A 20,679-nucleotide genomic window follows, 5' to 3' on the forward strand; every position below is an offset into this window, starting at 1 on the left:
GACGTAACATCCGCCGAGGCGTACGGTAACGAAATGTCTACATTTTTTGCCCGCCGAATCCCTCTCAATGCTGCCAAGCCCCCGTTTTCATTGGGTTTTCAAAAGTTGGCACGGCATCTGCTATATCTCTGGCACAAGAACAATAACAAGCACTGCAACCCAGAATAAGAACAAGACGAAACGGCTCACGCACAATAAAAACAAGACGGCGGAGGCGCAGCTAACTGATTCTTTTGGAGAGGAGTTGTGTTTGGGCTTGCCCCACAACCAGGCAGAGAACAACAAAAACTGCACTAAAAAGCAGCGCCTGAACTGGTTGGATCGAACGATCAACATAACATCAGCGACCAAAGCAATCCGTTTGCTCTTCACCCCCGGGTTGGGGGTCGTCCACAAGCTTCGAGATTTGTGGGCAGGGCACTCAACAAAAATAAGAAGCCCAGCAGAAGAACAACAAGAGCACGCAACGACTTCTTGGGGAGCCTCGGCTCCCCATGTCGTTTCTCCCGCCTGCAGCCCTTGGCGCACCGCCTACACCATTCCCCGAGTAAATGCTAGAATCCCCGCCCATCATGCGGCCATTCTCCTATTCTTGGCCGAACATTCCTTCAAACAGTGCATCCCATGCTGAAGAAGCTGTTCCAGTCGTTCCGTCCTCCCGTTCGTGGTCAACACCACAGGCGCACCACGCCTGAAGTGATCAACAAGAGCCAGCACTCGCTGCAGCGCAGCCAGTTCAGCCGCCACGCGGTGAGCATCGTCGAGCGCCTGCAGAGCGCCGGCTACCAGGCCTACCTGGTCGGTGGCTGCGTCCGCGACCTGCTGCTGGGCATCACGCCCAAGGACTTCGACGTCGCCACCAGCGCCACCCCCGAGCAGGTGCGCGCCGAGTTTCGCAATGCTCGCATCATCGGTCGCCGCTTCAAGCTGGTCCACGTGCATTTCGGCCGTGAGATCATCGAAGTCGCCACCTTCCGTGCCCATCACACCGAAGAAGACCAGGGCGACAGCCACCGTTCGTCGCACAATGCCAGCGGGCGTATCCTGCGCGACAACGTGTACGGCACCCTGGAAGACGATGCCCAGCGTCGCGACTTCACCATCAACGCCCTGTACTACGACCCGGTCAGCGAGCGCATCCTCGACTATGCCAACGGCGTGCACGATATCCGCAATCGCCTGCTGCGCCTGATCGGCGACCCGACCCAGCGCTACCAGGAAGACCCGGTGCGCATGCTGCGTGCCGTGCGCTTCGCCGCCAAGCTCGACTTCGGCATCGAGAAGCACACCGTGCAACCGATCCGCGAGCTGGCGCCACTGTTGCGCGAGATCCCGCCGGCGCGTCTGTTCGAGGAAAGCCTCAAGCTGTTCCTCTCCGGCCAAGGGGCGATCTCCTTCGAGATGCTGGTCGACCTGCAACTGTTCGACCCTCTGTTCCCGGCCAGCACCCACGCACTGGAAGAACGCCCGACCTACACGCACACCCTGATCAGCCAGGCGCTGAGCAACACCGACCTGCGGGTCAAGCAGGGCAAACCGGTGACTCCGGCGTTCCTGTTCGCCGCCCTGCTCTGGCCGGCCTTGCCAGGCCGCGCCCTGTACCTGCAGAGTCAGGGCGTGCCGCCGATCCCGGCGATGAACGAAGCCGCCCACGACCTGATCGCCGAGCAATGCCAGCGCATCGCCATTCCCAAACGCTTCACCCTGCCGATCCGCGAGATCTGGGACATGCAGGAGCGCCTGCCACGGCGCAGCGGCAAACGTGCCGATGCCATGCTGGACAACCCGCGCTTCCGCGCCGGCTACGACTTCCTGCTGCTGCGTGAAAGCGCCGGTGAGCAGACCGACGACCTCGGCCAGTGGTGGACCGACTACCAGGAAGCCAGCGACAGCGAGCGGCGCGACATGATCCGCGAGCTGGGCAGCCGCGACGAGGGTGCCGCCGCTGCGCCTCGCAAGCGCAAGCGCAGTGGTGCAAAGCGCAAGCGCAGCACTGACGAGACCTGGGACTGAGCATGACGACGCGCGCCTACATCGGCCTGGGCAGCAACCTGGCCGATCCTGCCGAGCAGTTGCGCAGCGCCCTTGGGGCGCTGGATAGCCTCGCCGCTAGCCGCCTGGCGGCGGCGTCCGCCTTCTATGCCAGCGACTCGCTGCTGCCCGGCCAGCCACGCTACACCAATGCCGTGGCCGCCCTGGACACCAGCCTGGAACCGCTGGCCCTGCTCGACGCCCTGCAGGCCATCGAGAACGATCAGGGCCGCGAGCGCAAGGAACGCTGGGGCCCGCGTACCCTCGACCTGGACGTGCTGCTGTACGGCGACCAGGTGATCGACGTACCCCGCCTCAAAGTCCCGCACTACCACATGCAGGCCCGCCCTTTCGTGCTCTACCCGCTGGCCGAGCTGGTACCGGCCGACTTCCGCCTCGCCGACGGCCGGGCCTTGGCGCAACTGCTGGCAGATTGCCCGTTCGTCGGCCTGGAACGCCTGTAGACCGGGCGTTCCCCCTGGCGGTAACGCCAGTAACACCCTGATCGTAACAATGCGGTAACAGGGTGATTGACTTCCCCCCCCTCGCTCACGACTATAGGCGTCCCGTGGCGCCGATGTGCCGCATATCACCTATTTAGGCTCGGACGGACCTGTGCCCCGAACATCACACGCGATGATGTGCCGCTCCGGAAGATGAATACACGCGTTGTACGCAGTCGTTTTTCACAGCGCCTGAACGAGGATTTCCTACATGCCTGAAGTAACCCTGACTACCCTGCACGGCCTCAAGGCCAAGGGTGAGAAAATCACCATGCTGACCTGCTACGACGCGACCTTCGCCAAGATCGCCAGCCAGGCCGGCGTGGAAGTCCTGCTGGTGGGGGACTCCTTGGGGATGGTCCTGCAGGGCCATGACAGCACCCTGCCCGTCACCACCGCCGAGATGGCCTACCACACCGCCAGCGTCAAGCGTGGCAATGACGGTGCGCTGATCCTCGCCGACCTGCCGTTCATGGCCCACGCCACCCCCGAGCAGGCCTTCGCCAACTGCGCCACGCTGATGCAGGCCGGCGCCCACATGATCAAGATCGAAGGCGCTGCCTGGCTGGCCGAGACCATCCGCCTGCTGGCCGAACGCGGCGTGCCGGTGTGCGCGCACATGGGCCTGACCCCACAGACGGTCAACGTGCTCGGTGGCTACAAGGTCCAGGGGCGCCAGGAAGCCCAGGCGCGGCAGATGCGTGCCGATGCCATCGCCCTGGAGCAGGCCGGTGCGGCCATGCTGCTGCTCGAATGCGTGCCCAGCGAGCTGGCCGCAGAAATCACCCAGGCGGTGGGCATCCCGGTGATCGGTATCGGCGCCGGCAGCGCGACCGATGGCCAGGTGCTGGTCATGCATGACATGCTCGGCCTGTCCCTGAGCGGCCGGGTGCCGAAGTTCGTGAAGAACTTCATGGCCGGCCAGGCGGACGTCCAGGGCGCCTTCGCCGCCTATGTCGCAGCGGTCAAGGACGTCAGCTTCCCAGGCAGCGAACACGGGTTCAGCGCATGAACACAGTCAAGACCGTCCGAGAATTGCGCGCCGCCGTAGCGCGTGCCCGCGGCGAGGGCAAGCGCATCGGCTTCGTACCGACCATGGGCAACCTGCACAGCGGCCACGCCGCCCTGGTGACCAAGGCCGCCCAGCGCGCCGACTTCGTGGTCGCCAGCATCTTCGTCAACCCGCTGCAATTCGGCGCGGGCGAAGACCTCGACAAGTACCCGCGCACCCTCGCCGCCGACCAGGAGCGCCTGCTCCAGGCCGGTTGCCACCTGCTGTTCGCGCCTGGCGTCGAGGAGATGTACCCCGACGGCATGGCCGTGCAGACCCGGGTCAGCGTGCCGCAGCTCTCCGAAGGCTTGTGCGGTGCCAGCCGCCCTGGGCACTTCGAGGGCGTGGCGACGGTGGTCAACAAGCTGTTCAACATGGTCCAGCCCGACCTGGCCGTGTTCGGCGAGAAGGACTTCCAGCAACTGGCGGTGATCCGCGCCATGGTGCGCGACCTGAACATGCCGATCCAGATCATCGGCGAGCCCACCGTACGTGCCGAGGACGGCCTGGCATTGTCGTCGCGCAACGGTTACCTGACCCCGGAACAGCGGGCCACGGCGCCTGCCCTGTACCGCGTGCTGAGCGAACTGGGCGAGGCCCTTCGACGCGGGCGGCGCGACTACCCGGCGCTGCTCGCCGAAGGCCAGGCACAACTGGTGGCCGCGGGCTTGCGCCCGGACTACCTGGAAGTGCGCCACGCCCTGACCCTGCGCCCGGCCATGCTGGACGATCGCGACCTGGTGATCCTGGCAGCGGCCTACCTGGGCACGACCCGCTTGATCGACAACCTGTACGTGCATCTGGACGAAAAGACCGCGTAACCCTCGCAGCCCCTCGCGACACAGGGCCGCTCCCCCAGGCAACCCAGTTCGGTGTCTGTGGGAGCGGCCTTGTGTCGCGAAAGGGGCGCACAGCGCCCCAGCTCCTCTCCCCCATTCCCCCCAAGCCGCCAATGCCTATAATGATGGCCACCCTGCAACTGGCAGCAACTGCCAGTGTCCAAGGCCAGACCACGCACCAAGGAAAACATCCGCAATGGCGTATTACCGTACCCCCCACGATGTGACGGCGCTGCCCGCCTGGCAGGCGCTCCAGCAACACCGCGACGCCATGCAGGGCTTCAGCATGCGCGAAGCCTTCGCCGCCGACGCCAAGCGCTTCGAACAATTCTCCCTGAGCAGCTGTGGCCTGTTCCTCGACTACTCGAAGAACCTGATCACCGAACAGACCCGCGACCTGCTGGTGAACCTGGCCAACGAGGTGGGCCTTGCGCACGCCATCAGGTCGATGTTCGACGGCGAGATCATCAACGCATCGGAAGGTCGCCCAGTGCTGCACACCGCCCTGCGCCGCCCGGTGGGCGACAAGCTCAGCGTGAATGGCGTCAACGTGATGCCGGAAGTGCACAAGGTGCTCAACCAGATCACCGAGCTGGTCGGCCGCATCCATGACGGCCTGTGGCGTGGCTACAGCGAAAAGCCGATCACCGATGTGGTGAACATCGGCATCGGCGGCTCGTTCCTGGGCCCCGAGCTGGTTTCCGAGGCCCTGCTGCCGTACGCCCAGCGTGGCGTGCGCTGCCACTACCTGGCGAACATCGACGGCAGCGAATTCCATGAACTGTCGGCCAACCTGCGCGCCGAGACCACCCTGTTCATCGTCTCGTCGAAATCGTTCAACACCCTGGAAACCCTGAAGAACGCCACCGCCGCGCGTACCTGGTACCTGGCCCAGGGCGGCTCGGAAGCCGAGCTGTACCGCCACTTCATCGCCGTCTCGAGCAACAAGGCCGCCGCCGTGGCCTTCGGCATCCGCGAAGAGAACATCTTCCCCATGTGGGACTGGGTAGGCGGGCGCTACTCGCTGTGGTCGGCCATCGGCCTGCCGATCGCCCTGGCCATCGGCACAGCCAACTTCAAGGAACTGCTGTCGGGTGCCTACACCATGGACCAGCACTTCCAGACCGCGCCGTTCGCCAGCAACATGCCGGTGCTGCTGGCCCTGCTGGGCGTGTGGTACGGCAATTTCTGGGGTGCCCAGAGCCACGCGATCCTGCCGTACGACCACTACCTGCGCAACATCACCAAGCACCTGCAGCAATTGGACATGGAGTCCAACGGCAAGAGCGTGCTGCAAGATGGCAGGCCCGTGAAGACCGACACCGGCCCGGTGATCTGGGGCGGTGTCGGCTGCAACGGCCAGCATGCCTACCACCAGTTGCTGCACCAGGGCACCCAACTGATCCCAGCGGACTTCATCGTCCCGGTGGTGAGCTTCAACCCGGTGGCCGACCATCACCAATGGCTGTATGCCAACTGCCTGTCCCAGAGCCAGGCCCTGATGCTGGGCAAGACCCGCGCCGAAGCCGAGGCCGAGCTGCGTGCCAAGGGGCTCAACGATGCAGACATCGAGAAGCTGGCACCGCACAAGGTGATCCCGGGCAATCGCCCGAGCAATACCCTGGTGGTCGAACGCATCAGCCCACGCCGTCTCGGCGCGCTGGTGGCGATGTATGAGCACAAGGTGTTCGTGCAGAGCGTCATCTGGGGCATCAACGCCTTTGACCAGTGGGGTGTGGAACTGGGCAAAGAGCTGGGCAAGGGGGTCTACCAGCGCCTGGTCGGCAGCCTGGAAGACAGTGCCGAAGATGGCTCGACCCAGGGGCTGATCAACTACTTCCGCGGTCGTCACCGCGGCTGATCGTCCCTTCCCTGGGCCCCAACTGCCAGTTGGGGCCCATCAACCCAGGAACGTCTCCTATAGCTACACTGTCCAATCGAATAGCCGTTGCACCTCATCCTGCCGGCGATCGAGTCATTGCCTTGCCCGCCGGCATGTCGTGCAGTCCATCGCCCCGACAAGAGCAGGACAACCCGCCATGTTCGATATCCGCGATTATCCCCAGGCCCAGGCCGTCAGCCAGTCCGCCCAGCTCACCCCCGAAGAATACCGTCGCCTGTACCGCCAGTCGGTGGAGGATCCCGATACCTTCTGGGCCGAACAGGCCAAGCGTCTGGACTGGATCAAGCCCTGGTCGACCGTACAGCAGTGCGACCTCAGGACTGGCGCTGCGCGCTGGTTCGATGGCGGGCAGCTGAACGTCAGCCATAACTGCATCGACCGTCACCTGGCCACACGCGGCGAGCAGACCGCCCTGCTCTGGGAGGGCGACGAGCCGAACGACTCCAGGGCCATCAGCTACCGCGAGCTGCACCGCCAGGTCTGCCGCCTGGCCAACGCGCTCAAGGCGCGCGGGGTCGGCAAAGGCGACCGGGTGTGCATCTACATGCCGATGATCCCCGAAGCCGCCTATGCCATGCTCGCCTGCGCACGCATCGGCGCCATCCATTCGGTGGTGTTCGGTGGCTTCTCGCCCGACGCCCTGCGCGATCGCATCCTCGATGCCGACTGCCGTACCGTCATCACCGCCGACGAAGGCATCCGTGGCGGCAAGCGCATCCCGCTCAAGCAGAACGTGGACAAGGCCCTGGCCAGTTGTCCCGACGTCAGCAGCGTGCTGGTGGTGCGCCGTACCGGCGCCGAGGTGGCCTGGAGCGAGGGCCGCGACCTCTGGTACCACGAGGCCACGGAAAAGGCCGGCGACGACTGCCCGCCCGAAGCCATGGCGGCCGAAGACCCGCTGTTCATCCTCTACACCTCCGGCAGCACCGGCAAACCCAAGGGCGTGCTGCACACTACCGCCGGCTACCTGCTGCAGGCCACCCTGACCTTCCAGGTGGTGTTCGACTACCGCGACGGCGAGGTGTTCTGGTGCACCGCCGACGTCGGTTGGGTCACCGGCCACAGCTACATCGTCTACGGCCCACTGGCCAACGGGGCGATCTCGCTGATGTTCGAAGGCGTGCCGAACTACCCGGACAGCTCGCGTTTCTGGCAGGTGGTGGACAAGCACCAGGTCAACATCTTCTATACCGCGCCCACCGCCTTGCGCGCTCTGATGCGCGAAGGCACAGGCCCCTTGCAGGGCACCTCGCGGCAGAGCCTGCGCCTGCTCGGCAGCGTGGGCGAACCGATCAACCCCGAAGCCTGGGAATGGTACTTCGAGGAGGTCGGGCTCAAGCGCTGCCCGATCGTCGACACCTGGTGGCAGACCGAAACCGGCGGCATCATGCTCAGCCCGCTGCCGGGCAACCGGCAGCTCAAGCCAGGCTGCGCCACCCAGCCGCTGTTCGGCGTGCAACCGGTGCTGCTGGACGACAAAGGCACGCTCATCGAAGGCCCCGGCGCCGGCCTGCTGGCGATCAAGGCCAGTTGGCCGGGGCAGATCCGCAGCGTCTACGGCGACCACCAGCGCATGGTCGACACCTACTTCAAACCCATGCCCGGTTATTACTTCACCGGCGACGGCGCTCGCCGCGACGCTGATGGCGACTACTGGATCACCGGGCGCGTCGACGATGTGATCAACGTCTCCGGCCACCGTATCGGCACCGCCGAGGTGGAAAGCGCCCTGGTGCTGCACGACAGCATCGCCGAAGCCGCGGTGGTCGGTTACCCCCACGACTTGAAGGGGCAAGGCATCTACGCCTTCGTCACGCCCATGAACGGCGTCACCCCGGACGACACGCTCAAGGCCGAACTGTTGGCCCTGGTCAGCAAGGAGATCGGCAGTTTCGCCAAGCCAGAGCTGATCCAGTGGGCCCCAGCCCTGCCCAAGACCCGCTCGGGCAAGATCATGCGGCGTATACTGCGCAAGATCGCCTGCAACGAGCTGGACAACCTCGGCGATACCTCGACCCTGGCCGACCCGAGCGTCGTGCAGGGGCTGATCGACAAACGCTTGAATCAATGACGGCAGCTCCATGGCGGGCTGCCTTTTACAGCAGGTCACCATGGAAACCTTACGCCGCCGCATCGAAACCCAGGTCATGAGCCTTACCGGGCTGGCCCTCGGCCAGCTCGACCTGGAGTCGCCCAAGGGCGATCCGGGGTTGTTCGGCCCACAGAGCATCAGTTGGCAGGTGCACGGCGACTTTCCCAGCATGCTGGTCGGTGGCATCAGCGCCCTGATGCTGCAGTTGCTGCACCCCCTGGCCCTGGCCGGGGTCTGGGACCACTCCAACTTCCGCCAGGACCTGCTCGGCCGCCTGCGCCGCACCAGCCAGTTCATCTCCGGCACCACCTTCGGCTCGACCCGCGACGCCGAATGGCTGATCGACAAGGTCCGCACCATCCATCTCCAAGTGGTCGGTACCGCGCCCGATGGCCGCTCCTACGCCGCCAGCGACCCTGACCTGCTGACCTGGGTCCACGTCGCCGAGGTCAGCAGTTTCCTCGCCGCCCACCTGCGTTACCGCAACCCCAACCTCTCACTCGCCGACCAGGACAGCTACTACGACGAGATCGCCCTGATCGCCGAACGCTTGGGGGCACGCGACGTACCGCGCTCCTGTCGCCAGGTGGACGATTACCTGCGACGCATGCGCCCACAGTTGCAGTGCGATGCGCGCAGTCATGAAGTGATGAAGATCCTGCTCGAAGCGCCCGCGCCCAGCCGCCTGGCCGAACCGGTGGGCAAGCTGATGCTGCGTGCCGGCATCGACCTGCTGCCGGACTGGGCCCGTGAAATGCTCGACCTGCACCAGGGCCCCTTGCAGCGCCGCATGATCCGCCTGGGCATCGAACGTACCGCGCCAGTGCTGCGCTGGGCCATGCGCGACGGTTCGGCGCACCGTGCCAGGCGGCGCATGGGCATCGAGTGAGCTATTCTGCTCGTTTCATTGGAACCGTTTTAACGTGCCATACTCCAAGGCACCCCTGCTCCAGATAGATGACGCCATACATGCCCAAAGGATTGACACGCGCCCTCGGCGCCTTGCTGGCCATCGTAGCCTTGTACAGCCTGCTCGGCTTTTTCATTCTTCCCGGCGTCGGCCTGCGTATCGCCAACCAGCAGTTGGCCCAGTACGCCACGGTGCCGGCGCACTTGCAGCGCATCGAGCTCAACCCGTTCAGCCTCGAACTCACCCTCCACGGGCTGCAGATCGGCGAGCCCGGCAAGGAACAGGTGGGCTTCGAACGCCTGTATGCGAATCTTTCGCTCGACAGCCTGTGGACCGGAGCCCTGCACCTGGAGGCGGTCGAACTGGACAAGCCGCGCAGCGAGGTGCTGTTCGCCAAGGACGGTACCCTCAACCTGACCCAGCTGTTCAAGCTGCCGCCCAGCGAACCCGAGCCGCAGGAGCCGGCAGGCGACCCGTTTCCGCTGCGCATCGGCAGCATCAAGCTCAGCGAAGGCTACCTGCACTTCCAGGACCTGCGCCCGAGCGAGCCCATCGAGTTCCTCTACGACTCCATGAACCTGGAGCTGAAGAACCTCAGCACCCTGCCGGACGACAACGCCGACATGAGCCTGGTGGCCAACGGCCCGAACGGCGGCCGTATCGACTGGAGCGGCACCCTGAGCCTGGCGCCCATCGCCTCGGAAGGCACCCTCAAGGTCACCGAAGGCAAGATGAAGGCCTTCTGGCCCTACGTGCGCGACGCCGTGCCCCTGGTGCTGGAGGACGGCGTGGTGAGCCTCGATACCCACTACAAACTCAACCTGGCCAAGGAAACCGAGCTGTTGCTGGACAAGACCTCGGTACGCATCGCGCCGTTCGCCATCAAGGCCCCGGACGGTCGCCCACTGGCGCGCCTGGCCACGCTGGAGGTGAGCGAGACGTCCATCGACCTGGCCAAGCAATTGGTCACCGTCGGCAAGGTGCGCAGCGAAAAACTCGAAACCTGGGCCGCGCTGGAAGCCGACGGCCAGCTCGACTGGCAGAAGCTGTTCGCCAGCCAACCGGCCAAGGCCACCCCACAGGAAAAGACCGAACCGGCCGCCGCCGAGCCCAGCCCCGAGGAAAATGCCGCGAAAGCCCCTGCCAAGCCCTGGCAGGTGCTGCTCAAGGACGTGCAACTGCGCAACTACCTGGTGCACCTGGCCGACCGTAGCCAGAAGGAACCCGTGGCGCTGGACGTCGGCCCGCTCAACCTCGACGTGCAGGGCTTCGACAGCCTCAACCAGTCACCCTTCACCCTCAAGCTCGACACCGGCGTCGGCAAGCAGGGCAAGCTGCAGGCCGCGGGGCAGGTGAACCTGGACCCGGTCACCGCCAAACTCGACGTCAGCACCCGCGACATCGACCTGCGCGTGGCCCAGGCCTACATCAGCCCGTTCATCCGCTTGGAGCTGCGCAGCGGCATGCTCGCCAGCGACCTGAAGGTCGATCTCAAGAGCACCGAGCCACTGGCCTTCAGCGTTGGCGGCAAGGCCCAGGTCAGCCAGTTGCACACCCTCGATACCCTCAAGGACCGGGACTTCGTCAAATGGCAGCGGCTGGACCTCGACGGCCTGTCCTATGTCCACGGCGATGCCCTGTCGATCGACAAGGTGAGCCTGCTGCAGCCCTATGCGCGCTTCATCATCAACGAGGATCGCACCACCAACGTCGACGACCTGCTGATCCCGCAACCGGCCAGCCCCGCGCCCGCTCCCAGCCAGGCCAGTGCCAGCGCCGAGAAACCGCTGGGCATCCGCATCGGCGGGATCGACATCGACGACGGCTCGGCGAACTTCGCCGACCTGACCCTGCGGCCCCACTTCGCCACGGCGATCCAGCAGCTCAACGGCCAGATCGGCACCATCGACAACCGCAAGCCGGCACCGGCGAAGGTGGACGTCAAGGGCAAGGTCGACCGCTACGCCCCGGTGACCATCAAAGGTGCGCTCAACCCGTTCAACCCACTGGCCAGCCTGGATATTGCGACCAGCTTCAAGCGCGTCGAGCTGACCACCCTGACACCCTACTCCGGCAAGTTCGCGGGCTTTCGCATTCGCAAGGGCCGGCTCAACCTCGACCTGCACTACCTGATCACCAATGGCCAGCTCAAGGCCGAGAACAAGGTGGTGGTCGAGCAATTGCAGTTGGGGGAGAAAGTCGACAGCCCGGACGCCGTGGACTTGCCGATCCGCCTTGCGGTGGCCTTGCTCAAGGACACCGAGGGCAAGATCTCCATCGAGCTGCCGGTGTCCGGCGACCTGAACAACCCTGAGTTCAGCGTCATGCCGATCGTCTGGCAAACCTTGCGCAACCTGGTCCTACGCGCGGCTCAGGCGCCGTTCAAGTTCATCGGCGGGCTGGTCGCCGGAGGGGGAGCAGAGGACCTCGGCACCGTAGCCTTCACGGCCGGCTCCAGCGAACTGAGCGGCGACGCCCAATCGGCCTTGGACAAGCTGGCCGCCGCCCTCAAGGAGCGGCCGGAACTGCGCCTGGAGATCGAGGGAACCAGCGCCCAGAGCAGCGATGGCCCGTTGATTGCCCAGGAGCGCCTGGAGCGCGAATACCAGGCCATCTGGTACAAGATCCTGCAGCGACGCGGTGACAAGGTACCGGCCAACGCCTCCCTGTTGGAAGTCGACGAGGATGACAAGCCCGCCATGCTCGAAGGCATCTACCGCACCCGCCTCAAGCAGCAGCCACCTGCCGAATGGCAGGAGCTGAGCCGCGACGAGCGCACCACCAAGTTGCGTGAAGCAGTGATCAAATCCTGGGCCGAGAACGCCGCACTGTTGCGTCAGTTGGGCCAGGCCCGAGCCGCTAGCATCAAGGACTACCTGGTGGACAAGGGCCAACTGGAAGACGACCGGGTGTACTTCCTCGATACCACGCTCGGCCAGGCCGAGGCCGATAGCCGGGTGATCACGCCCATGCACCTGGACGCCGAGTAAGCCAGACGCGTCAATCTGGGGCGCCTCGCGCCCCAACTACCCCACATCCAACACCCTGCTCAGACCAGCCGCTGCCCGGACACCGCCGGGTGATACAGCGGCTGTACCTTGTTCCCTGCCGGGTCGAGCAGGTGGAAGCTGCGCGCCCCGTCGCCATGGTCGAAGGGACGGTCCAGCAGGGTCACGCCATGGGCCTTGAAGTACTGATACCAGGCCTCCAGCTCCTCGACGCTGTCGACGATGAAACCGTAGTGGTCCAGGGTCTGCAAACCATTGGCGGCGCCGGCACCGCGCCCCAGGGATAGGTTGTCGTTGCCACAGGTGAGGTAGACCAGGTCTTCATTGGCACGGTGCAGCACTTCCATGCCGAGCAGGTCGACGTAGAAGCGCTCGCACTCTTCCAGGTTCGGCACCAGCAGGGCCAGGTGGCGTAGGCCGTTCAGGCGGCCGGGGCGGACAGGGAGTTCGGACATGGACGCGATTCCTTTTTTGTATACAATTCAGAAACGAATTTAAAACAAAAGGAACGCCCTGTGTACAGTCTGTTCATCAAGACCCGCGTCAAGCCTGGCAGCGCCGAAGATTTTCTCAGTGCCATCAAAGTCAATGCCGCTGCCTCGGTGGCCAACGAACCCGGTTGCCTGGTGTTCGATGTGTCGCAGGATCGCGAGGATCCGGATGTGATCTACCTGTACGAGATCTACCGCGACGATGCGGCGTACGAGGCGCATACCCAGACTGCGCATTTTCGCGACAGCCGGCCGTTGGTGGAGCCGTTGATCGTCGAGCAGGTATGTTTCGAGAGCGATGTGGTGGTGCGTAATCCGGTGGGGTGAGAGAGAGCCTGGGGCCGCTTCGCGCCCCAGGAATTAGGATGGCCAATTCCCTTTGGCCGACGGGACAATCCCTTATTCGGCTTTCAGACCGTCAGCCGACACGGCCTGCACGCCTTCGATCTTCTGGGCGATGGCGATCGCCTGCTCTTTCTGCGACGCGGTAATGGCCACATCGGACGACAGGGACACCACACCCTTGTTGGTTTCGACCTTGATGTCACTGCCAGGAATACCTTTCTCGGTCATCAGGTCGGCCTTGACCTTGGTGGTGATCCAGGTATCGGAGGCCGCTTCCTTGGTCTTGGTCACCTCACCGGCCGCCAGCATCATCGGGGCCTGGGCGGGCTGTTGGGCGAATGCCGCGTTAGCCATGGTCAGGGTCAGAGCGGTAGCAGTAGCGGCAGCAATGGCGAACTTCTTCATACGAGACACTCCTGTTTTTCGAAAGGCCTGCGCCGAGATTCCTGGCGTCAGGTATGAGTGATGTTGCACGGCGTGTGCCAGCTTTTCCGCTTCGCTTAACTTCTTTTAAATCAAAGGCTTACAAAAAACACTTGCCCTCTTGGTCGTGCATTTTGCAAGCCCTGGCACAATCCTGCATGCAAGATGCAAGTCCTCCCGAGCGTCAAGCCGCAAGCTTCCTGCTTCAAGCTGATCGGCGCAGAATGTCCTGACAGCGCTCGGCCCTCATGATCGCCGCCTGCTTTTTCTTGCAGCTAAAAAAAAAAGACCCCGCGGCCCCCAAAAAGGGATCGCAGGGTCTTTTTCGTCAGCCGTGTCGCTTAGACGCCGGAAGCCTTGGCAGCCGGAACGTCCTTGATCGACAGCTTGATGCGGCCGCGGTTATCCACGTCCAGCACCAGTACTTCGACTTCCTGGCCTTCCTTCAGCACGTCGGTGACCTTCTCGACACGCTCGTTGCTGAGCATGGAGATGTGCACCAGACCGTCCTTGCCCGGCAGGATGTTGACGAAGGCACCGAAGTCGACGATGCGCTCGACCTTGCCGACGTAGATCTTGCCGATCTCGGCCTCGGCGGTGATGCCCAGGATGCGCTGGCGGGCGGCCTCGGCAGCTTCCTTGGTCTCGCCGAAGATCTTGATCGAGCCATCGTCTTCGATGTCGATCGAGGCCTTGGTCTCTTCGCAGATGGCTCGAATGGTGGCGCCACCCTTGCCGATGACGTCGCGGATCTTGTCGGTATCGATCTTCATCGACAGCATGGTCGGGGCGTTGGCCGACAGCTCGCTGCGCGACTGGGCGATCACCTGGTTCATCTGGCCGAGGATGTTCAGGCGCGCTTCCAGGGCCTGGCCCAGGGCGATTTCCATGATCTCTTCGGTGATGCCGTTGATCTTGATGTCCATCTGCAGCGCGGTGACGCCCTTGGCGGTACCGGCTACCTTGAAGTCCATGTCGCCCAGGTGGTCTTCGTCACCCAGGATGTCGGTCAGGACCGCGAACTTGTCGCCTTCCTTGACCAGGCCCATGGCGATACCGGCCACCGGCGCCTTCATCGGCACACCAGCGTCCATCAGTGCCAGGGAAGCACCGCAGACCGAGGCCATGGAGCTGGAACCGTTGGATTCGGTGATTTCCGAAACCACGCGGATGGTGTACGGGAACTCGTCGTCGTTCGGCAGCATGGCCTGGACGCCACGGCGGGCCAGGCGGCCATGACCGATCTCGCGACGGCCGGCACCACCCATGCGGCCACACTCGCCCACCGAGAACGGCGGGAAGTTGTAGTGCAGCATGAAGGCGTCTTTCTTCTCGCCTTCCAGGGTGTCCAGCAGCTGCGCATCACGGGCGGTGCCCAGGGTCGCGACGACCAGGGCCTGGGTTTCGCCACGGGTGAACAGGGCCGAACCGTGGGTCTTGGGCAGTACGCCGACTTCGATATTCAGCGGACGCACGGTGCGGTTGTCACGGCCGTCGATACGCGGCTTGCCGTTGACGATGTTCTCGCGGACGGTGCGGTATTCCAGCTCACCGAAGATCTCTTTGATCTGCGCGGCGGTCGGGCCAGCCTCTTCGTTGGACAGGCGGGCGACGGCCTGGTCGCGCAGCTCGCCGAGGCGGTTGTAGCGGTCGGCTTTGAGGGTGATGGTGTAAGCCTGGGAAATGGCCTCGCCGAACTCGGCGCGCACCAGGTTCAGCAGCTCGGTGTTGGCGGCGGCTGGCTGCCAGTCCCAGGTCGGCTTGCCGGCTTCGGCGGCCAGTTCCTTGACGGCCTGGATCACGACCTGGAATTCGTCGTGGGCGAACAGGACGGCACCCAGCATCTGGTCTTCGGTCAGCTCCTTGGCTTCCGATTCGACCATCAGCACGGCACTTTCGGTACCGGCGACGACCATGTCCAGGCTGGAGGCCTGCAGTTGCTCGTAGGTCGGGTTCAACAGGTAGCCGGTACTTTCATGGAACGCGACGCGGGCAGCGCCGATCGGGCCTTCGAACGGAATACCGGAAATGGCCAGGGCAGCCGAGGTACCGATCATCGCAGCGATGTCCGGATCGGTCTTCTTGCTGGTGGAAACCACGGTGCAGACGACCTGCACTTCGTTCATGAACCCTTCGGGGAACAGCGGGCGGATCGGACGGTCGATCAGGCGCGAGGTCAGGGTCTCTTTCTCGGAAGGACGGCCTTCACGCTTGAAGAAGCCGCCAGGGATCTTGCCGGCAGCGTAGGTCTTTTCCTGATAGTGGACCGACAGCGGGAAGAAGCCCTTGCCTGGATCGGCCTGCTTGGCACCGACCACGGTCACCAGCACGGTGACGTCGTTGTCGACGGTGACCAGCACGGCGCCGGTCGCCTGGCGGGCGATGCGGCCCGTCTCGAGAGTAACGGTCGACTGACCGAACTGGAATTTCTTGATTACCGGGTTCACGGTTTCCTACCTTTTTTCAGTGGCTCTGGGGGAACTTGCTCTTGCGAATGCTTGGGCAGAACGGGGTATCGGCCCCATTGACCGTCCAGATACAACACGAGGCTGGGAGCCTGGCCACCGGGCGGAAAATCCGCTCAGCAACACCAGGCTGCCAACCTCGCAGATACGCGTGGCGTGTCCGACGGCAACGCTGCCAGGCAGCGCTCCCGAAGCATGCGACACGCCATGCACACCACTGGCCAGGCCGCTATTAGCGACGCAGGCCCAGGCGACCGATCAGGGCGCTGTAACGAGTGGTGTCTTTGCCCTTCAGGTAGTCCAGCAGCTTACGACGCTGGTTGACCATACGGATCAGGCCACGACGGGAGTGGTGGTCTTTCTCGTTGGCCTTGAAGTGGCCTTGCAGCTTGTTGATGTTGGCGGTCAGCAGAGCAACCTGCACTTCCGGGCTACCGGTATCGCCGGCGGCTTGCTGGTATTCGGCAACGATCTTAGCTTTTTCTTCAACGCTGAGGGCCATTTGGCTTCTCCTGATCAAGGGGCCCGCGAACGGGCTCCAATAGGCCAGGGACGAATCCCCGTATTAATAGAAGAGGCGTGACCGTGCCTATTAACAGCCACCCTCGATTACGCAGGTTTCAGCCAGGGCCTCGGCCTGCGGTTCCGGTCATTCCGACCGAATCAGTCGACGCGGCGCGATGCGCCCGTCTTCGCTCACTTCACCGATACCGATGAAGCGTTCATTGTGATCCTGTACCCGGACCATGCCGAACTGCGGTGCATCCGGGGCACGTACCGCCTGCCCGTGCAGCCAGTAGAACGCGCTGTGCTCGGAGAGACGCACCAGTGGCCAGTCCTGCAGCCCGCTGTCGGACGGCATCAGGAAGCGGTCGAGCGCTTCGTTGCCACCTTCGGCATGGGCCTGCTCGAGCGTCTCGAGGGTCACGGTCTGTGCCAACTCGAAAGGCCCGGCGTGGGTTCGACGCAATTCAGCGACATAGGCGCCGCATCCCAGGGCTTCGCCGATATCCTCCACCAGGGTGCGGATATAGGTGCCCTTGCTGCAACCGACCGACAGGCGCACGCGGGTGCCTTCGCACTCGAGCAATTCCAAGCGGCTAATAGTAACAGAACGCGCCTCGCGCTCCACTACCTCTCCTGCACGCGCCAGTTTGTAAAGCGGCTGGCCGTCACGCTTGAGCGCCGAGTACATCGGCGGTACCTGGCTGATTTGCCCGCGAAAACGCGGCAGCACGGCCTCGATATCGGCGCGACCAACGGTCACTTCGCGGGTCTGCAGGACTTCGCCCTCGGCGTCCGCGGTGCTGGTCGTCTGCCCCAGTTGCATGACCGTTTCGTAGCCCTTGTCGGAGTCGAGCAGGTACTGGGAAAACTTGGTCGCCTCGCCGAAGCACAACGGCAGCACACCGCTGGCCAAGGGATCGAGGCTGCCGGTATGGCCGGCCTTCTCGGCGTTGAGCAGCCAACGGACCTTCTGCAGCGCCGCGTTGGAGGTAAAGCCCAGGGGCTTGTCGAGCAGGATGATGCCGCTGACATTGCGGCGGATTCGTTTGACCTGGGCCACCGGTTACTCCTCGGCGTCCGCTTTGTCGGCATCCTTGTGCAGGCGGTCTTCGGCCATCGCCCGCTCGATCAGCGCCGACAGGTGGGCGCCCCGGCTGATGCTCTCGTCGAAGTGGAAATGCAGTTGCGGCACGCTGCGCAGCTTCATCACCTTGCCCAGTTGCAGGCGCAGGAAGCTCGCGGCGCTACCGAGGGCCTTGAGCGACTGCCCGACCGCATCGGAGCCGTCCGCCCCCATGACCGTGATGAAGACCTTGGCATGGCCCAGGTCGCGGCTGACGTCGACGGCGGTGATGGTCACCAGGCCGACGCGCGGATCTTTGACTTCACGACGGATCAGTTCGGCCAGCTCGCGCTGCATCTGGTCGCCGATGCGTTGGGTACGGCTATATTCTTTTGCCATTCTTGCTACCTGTAACTAAAGCGGCAAACGCCCGGACAGGCTCATGCCTGACCGGGCGCCACCTTCAGAGGCTCCGCCGACCGCCCTGGGGCGGGGCTTTCGCCATGCCCGCGCCTCAGAGGGTACGGGCCACCTGGACTTTCTCGAAGACTTCGATCTTGTCGCCGACCTTGACGTCGTTGTAGCTCTTGACGCCAATGCCGCACTCCATGCCCGAACGAACCTCGGCAGCGTCGTCCTTGAAGCGACGCAGCGACTCCAGCTCGCCTTCGAAGATCACCACGTCCTCGCGCAGTACGCGGATCGGACGGTTGCGGTACACGGTACCCTCGATGACCATACAGCCGGCGATGGCGCCGAACTTCGGCGAACGGAACACGTCACGCACCTCGGCGATACCCAGGATGTTCTCGCGGACATCGCTGCCGAGCATGCCGGTCAGGGCCTTCTTGACGTCTTCGATGATGTCGTAGATCACGTTGTAGTAACGCATATCCAGACCTTCCTGCTCGACGATCTTGCGCGCACCGGCATCGGCACGCACGTTGAAGCCGAACAGCACCGCGTTGGACGCCAGGGCCAGGTTGGCATCGCTCTCGGTGATACCACCGACGCCGCCACCGACCACGCGGACCTGCACTTCGTCGTTGCCCAGGCCGCCGAGCGAGCCCTGCAGCGCCTCGAGGGAGCCGCGCACATCGGTCTTGAGGACGATGTTGAGGGTCTTCTTCTCTTCCTGACCCATGGTCTCGAAGATGTTTTCCAGCTTGCCGGCGTGGGCACGGGCCAGCTTGACCTCGCGGTACTTGCCCTGGCGGAACAGGGCGACCTCGCGGGCCTTCTTCTCGTCGGCGACCACGGACAGCTCGTCACCGGCTTCCGGCGTGCCATCCAGGCCGAGGATCTCGACCGGGATCGACGGGCCGGCTTCCTTCACAGGTTTGCCGTTCTCGTCGAGCATGGCGCGCACGCGGCCATAGTTGGAGCCGACCAGGACCATGTCGCCCTGGCGCAGGGTACCGTCCTGGACCAGGATGGTGGCCACCGGGCCACGGCCCTTGTCCAGGCGCGATTCGACCACGACACCACGACCAGGCGCGGTCGGGGTGGCGGTGAGTTCGAGGATCTCGGCCTGCAGCAGCACGGCCTCGAGCAGGTCGTCGACACCGGTGCCCATCTTCGCCGAAACCTTGACGAACGGGGTGTCGCCACCCCACTCCTCGGAGGTCACGCCGTGAACGGCCAGCTCGTTGCGGATACGCTCGTCGTTGGCGCCCGGCTTGTCGATCTTGTTCACGGCCACCACCAGCGGAACACCGGCGGCCTTGGCGTGCTGCACGGCCTCGATGGTCTGCGGCATCACGCCGTCATCGGCCGCCACCACCAGGATGACGATGTCGGTGGCCTTGGCACCACGGGCACGCATCGCGGTGAACGCGGCGTGGCCCGGGGTGTCGAGGAAGGTGATCATGCCGCGATCGGTTTCCACGTGGTAGGCACCGATGTGCTGGGTGATGCCACCGGCCTCGCCCGCGGCGACCTTGGCGCGACGGATGTAGTCGAGCAGCGAGGTCTTGCCGTGGTCGACGTGGCCCATGACGGTCACTACCGGCGCACGCGGCTCGATCTCGCCTTCGAACTTCAGCGATTCGGCCAGGGAGTCTTCCAGGGCGGTATCGCTGATCAGGGTCACCTTGTGGCCCAGTTCCTCGGCTACCAGCTGGGCGGTTTCCTGGTCAAGCACCTGGTTGATGGTGACCGGGGTACCGAGCTTGAACATGAACTTGACGACTTCGGCGGCCTTGACCGACATCTGCTGCGCCAGCTCGGAGACGGTGATGGTCTCGCCGATGGTGACGTCGCGGATGACCGGGCCGGTCGGGTTCTGGAAGCCATGCTGGTTGCGCTTCTTCAGCTTGCCCTTGCCACGGCCGCCACGACGGAAGCCATCGCTCTCTTCGTCGGTGGTGCGCGGTGCGGCACGTGGAGTCGGCGCCTTTTCCTTCTCCTTGACCTTGACCTTGATCGAGACACGCGGCGCTTCGCCACGACGCTCGCCACCACGGCGGTCGTCGTCGCGGCCACGGCTGTCGCTGCGGCGGCTGTCGTCCTTCTTGCGCTCGGCCGCACGCGGGGCCTCGTCGACGGCAGGCGCCTCGACCGCTACCGGAGCCGGTGCAGGCTCGGAGGCAGGCGCAGGCGCAGGCGCGGCTTTGGCGACCTCGGCCGCGTCGCGGCGGGCCTGCTCCTCGGCACGCTGGCGCGCTTCGGCGTCGGCCTTCTCGCGGGCGGCGTTCTCGGCCGCGCGGCGCTCTTCCAGCTCGCGCTTCTGCTCGGCCTGGATCTCTTCCTGGCTGCGCTGCACGAAAACTTTCTTCTTGCGTACTTCTACGCTGATGCTCTTGCTACCGGCGACACGCAGGGTGCTGGTGGTCTTGCGCTGCAACGTGATCTTGCGCGGCTCTTCCACCTTGCTCTTGTGGCTACTTTTCAAATGGGTCAACAGAACCTGCTTCTCATTATCGGTCACTACCTGACCGGCGTCGGTGTGCGGCAGACCTGCCTCACGCATCTGCTGCAGCAGGCGCTCTACCGGTGCCTCGACCTCTTGGGCCAGTTCTTTCACCGTGACTTGCGTCATGCACTTCT

16 protein-coding genes are annotated in these 20,679 nt (G+C 64.3%); 9 read left to right on the plus strand and 7 right to left on the minus strand.

The genetic code is table 11. The annotated features are described in order from the left end of the window. Positions 1 to 624 precede the first annotated feature (624 nt). From WCE05_RS08650 to WCE05_RS08685, 8 genes are all read left to right on the plus strand, one after another. Complete coding sequence (locus WCE05_RS08650; protein WP_225790239.1) at positions 625 to 2,013, plus strand: polynucleotide adenylyltransferase PcnB; 1,389 nt, start codon at positions 625 to 627, stop codon at positions 2,011 to 2,013. 2 nt (positions 2,014 to 2,015) lie between these two features. Further along, positions 2,016 to 2,495, plus strand: a complete 480-nt coding sequence (gene folK / locus WCE05_RS08655) for a 2-amino-4-hydroxy-6-hydroxymethyldihydropteridine diphosphokinase (RefSeq protein WP_253080738.1) — start codon at positions 2,016 to 2,018, stop codon at positions 2,493 to 2,495. Between the two features lie 250 nt (positions 2,496 to 2,745). Next, the gene (panB, locus tag WCE05_RS08660) at positions 2,746 to 3,546 is read left to right on the plus strand and encodes a 3-methyl-2-oxobutanoate hydroxymethyltransferase (protein ID WP_368815754.1); all 801 of its coding nucleotides are present in this window, start codon (positions 2,746 to 2,748) and stop codon (positions 3,544 to 3,546) included. Next, positions 3,543 to 4,406, plus strand: coding sequence for a pantoate--beta-alanine ligase (gene panC / locus WCE05_RS08665; RefSeq protein ID WP_253091394.1), 864 nt, complete (start codon positions 3,543 to 3,545; stop codon positions 4,404 to 4,406). The genes panB and panC overlap by 4 nt, the downstream gene beginning before the upstream one ends. Before the next feature lie 214 nt (positions 4,407 to 4,620). Next, entirely contained in the window at positions 4,621 to 6,285 is a 1,665-nt protein-coding gene (gene pgi, locus WCE05_RS08670; protein ID WP_225790243.1) for a glucose-6-phosphate isomerase, read from the plus strand. Between the two features lie 178 nt (positions 6,286 to 6,463). Continuing rightward, positions 6,464 to 8,398 (plus strand): acetate--CoA ligase, encoded by a 1,935-nt coding sequence (gene acs, locus WCE05_RS08675; protein ID WP_225790244.1) that lies wholly within the window; start codon positions 6,464 to 6,466, stop codon positions 8,396 to 8,398. Between the two features lie 40 nt (positions 8,399 to 8,438). Next, complete coding sequence (locus WCE05_RS08680) at positions 8,439 to 9,308, plus strand: oxygenase MpaB family protein (RefSeq protein WP_225790245.1); 870 nt, start codon at positions 8,439 to 8,441, stop codon at positions 9,306 to 9,308. Between the two features lie 80 nt (positions 9,309 to 9,388). Beyond that, positions 9,389 to 12,319, plus strand: a complete 2,931-nt coding sequence (locus tag WCE05_RS08685) for a DUF748 domain-containing protein (protein ID WP_368815755.1) — start codon at positions 9,389 to 9,391, stop codon at positions 12,317 to 12,319. 59 nt (positions 12,320 to 12,378) lie between these two features. Here the strand turns inward: WCE05_RS08685 and WCE05_RS08690 are convergent, their stop codons facing one another. Next, positions 12,379 to 12,792, minus strand: coding sequence for a VOC family protein (locus tag WCE05_RS08690; protein ID WP_225790247.1), 414 nt, complete (start codon positions 12,790 to 12,792; stop codon positions 12,379 to 12,381). Positions 12,793 to 12,852: 60 nt separating this feature from the next. On the opposite strand from WCE05_RS08690, the gene WCE05_RS08695 reads away from it, so the two are divergent. Then, positions 12,853 to 13,155 (plus strand): putative quinol monooxygenase, encoded by a 303-nt coding sequence (locus WCE05_RS08695; protein ID WP_368815756.1) that lies wholly within the window; start codon positions 12,853 to 12,855, stop codon positions 13,153 to 13,155. Positions 13,156 to 13,227: 72 nt separating this feature from the next. Here WCE05_RS08695 and WCE05_RS08700 read toward each other — a convergent pair whose 3' ends face one another. From WCE05_RS08700 to infB, 6 genes are all read right to left on the minus strand, one after another. Further along, the gene (locus tag WCE05_RS08700; protein ID WP_225790249.1) at positions 13,228 to 13,578 is read right to left on the minus strand and encodes a BON domain-containing protein; all 351 of its coding nucleotides are present in this window, start codon (positions 13,576 to 13,578) and stop codon (positions 13,228 to 13,230) included. A gap of 359 nt (positions 13,579 to 13,937) precedes the next feature. After that, a complete protein-coding gene (gene pnp / locus WCE05_RS08705; protein WP_368815757.1) occupies positions 13,938 to 16,043 on the minus strand; it encodes a polyribonucleotide nucleotidyltransferase in 2,106 nt (701 codons plus the stop codon). A 250-nt stretch (positions 16,044 to 16,293) separates the two neighbouring features. Then, a complete protein-coding gene (rpsO, locus tag WCE05_RS08710; protein WP_225790251.1) occupies positions 16,294 to 16,563 on the minus strand; it encodes a 30S ribosomal protein S15 in 270 nt (89 codons plus the stop codon). Between the two features lie 147 nt (positions 16,564 to 16,710). Then, positions 16,711 to 17,628, minus strand: a complete 918-nt coding sequence (truB, locus tag WCE05_RS08715) for a tRNA pseudouridine(55) synthase TruB (RefSeq protein ID WP_225790252.1) — start codon at positions 17,626 to 17,628, stop codon at positions 16,711 to 16,713. Positions 17,629 to 17,631: 3 nt separating this feature from the next. Next, the gene (gene rbfA / locus WCE05_RS08720; RefSeq protein WP_225790253.1) at positions 17,632 to 18,030 is read right to left on the minus strand and encodes a 30S ribosome-binding factor RbfA; all 399 of its coding nucleotides are present in this window, start codon (positions 18,028 to 18,030) and stop codon (positions 17,632 to 17,634) included. A 115-nt stretch (positions 18,031 to 18,145) separates the two neighbouring features. Next, entirely contained in the window at positions 18,146 to 20,671 is a 2,526-nt protein-coding gene (gene infB, locus WCE05_RS08725) for a translation initiation factor IF-2 (protein ID WP_225790254.1), read from the minus strand. Between the last annotated feature and the right edge of the window lie 8 nt (positions 20,672 to 20,679).

Origin of the sequence: Pseudomonas sp. I2, from assembly GCF_040984075.1 — a bacterium.
GTDB lineage: Bacteria > Pseudomonadota > Gammaproteobacteria > Pseudomonadales > Pseudomonadaceae > Aquipseudomonas > Aquipseudomonas guariconensis_B.

Coding starts and splice junctions, on each gene's coding strand:
- WCE05_RS08650 (WP_225790239.1), top strand. CDS start 625: ATGCTGAAGAAGCTGTTCCAGTCGTTCCGTCCTCCCGTTCGTGGTCAA.
- folK (WP_253080738.1), top strand. CDS start 2,016: ATGACGACGCGCGCCTACATCGGCCTGGGCAGCAACCTGGCCGATCCT.
- panB (WP_368815754.1), top strand. CDS start 2,746: ATGCCTGAAGTAACCCTGACTACCCTGCACGGCCTCAAGGCCAAGGGT.
- panC (WP_253091394.1), top strand. CDS start 3,543: ATGAACACAGTCAAGACCGTCCGAGAATTGCGCGCCGCCGTAGCGCGT.
- pgi (WP_225790243.1), top strand. CDS start 4,621: ATGGCGTATTACCGTACCCCCCACGATGTGACGGCGCTGCCCGCCTGG.
- acs (WP_225790244.1), top strand. CDS start 6,464: ATGTTCGATATCCGCGATTATCCCCAGGCCCAGGCCGTCAGCCAGTCC.
- WCE05_RS08680 (WP_225790245.1), top strand. CDS start 8,439: ATGGAAACCTTACGCCGCCGCATCGAAACCCAGGTCATGAGCCTTACC.
- WCE05_RS08685 (WP_368815755.1), top strand. CDS start 9,389: ATGCCCAAAGGATTGACACGCGCCCTCGGCGCCTTGCTGGCCATCGTA.
- WCE05_RS08690 (WP_225790247.1), bottom strand. CDS start 12,792: ATGTCCGAACTCCCTGTCCGCCCCGGCCGCCTGAACGGCCTACGCCAC.
- WCE05_RS08700 (WP_225790249.1), bottom strand. CDS start 13,578: ATGAAGAAGTTCGCCATTGCTGCCGCTACTGCTACCGCTCTGACCCTG.
- rpsO (WP_225790251.1), bottom strand. CDS start 16,563: ATGGCCCTCAGCGTTGAAGAAAAAGCTAAGATCGTTGCCGAATACCAG.
- rbfA (WP_225790253.1), bottom strand. CDS start 18,030: ATGGCAAAAGAATATAGCCGTACCCAACGCATCGGCGACCAGATGCAG.
- infB (WP_225790254.1), bottom strand. CDS start 20,671: ATGACGCAAGTCACGGTGAAAGAACTGGCCCAAGAGGTCGAGGCACCG.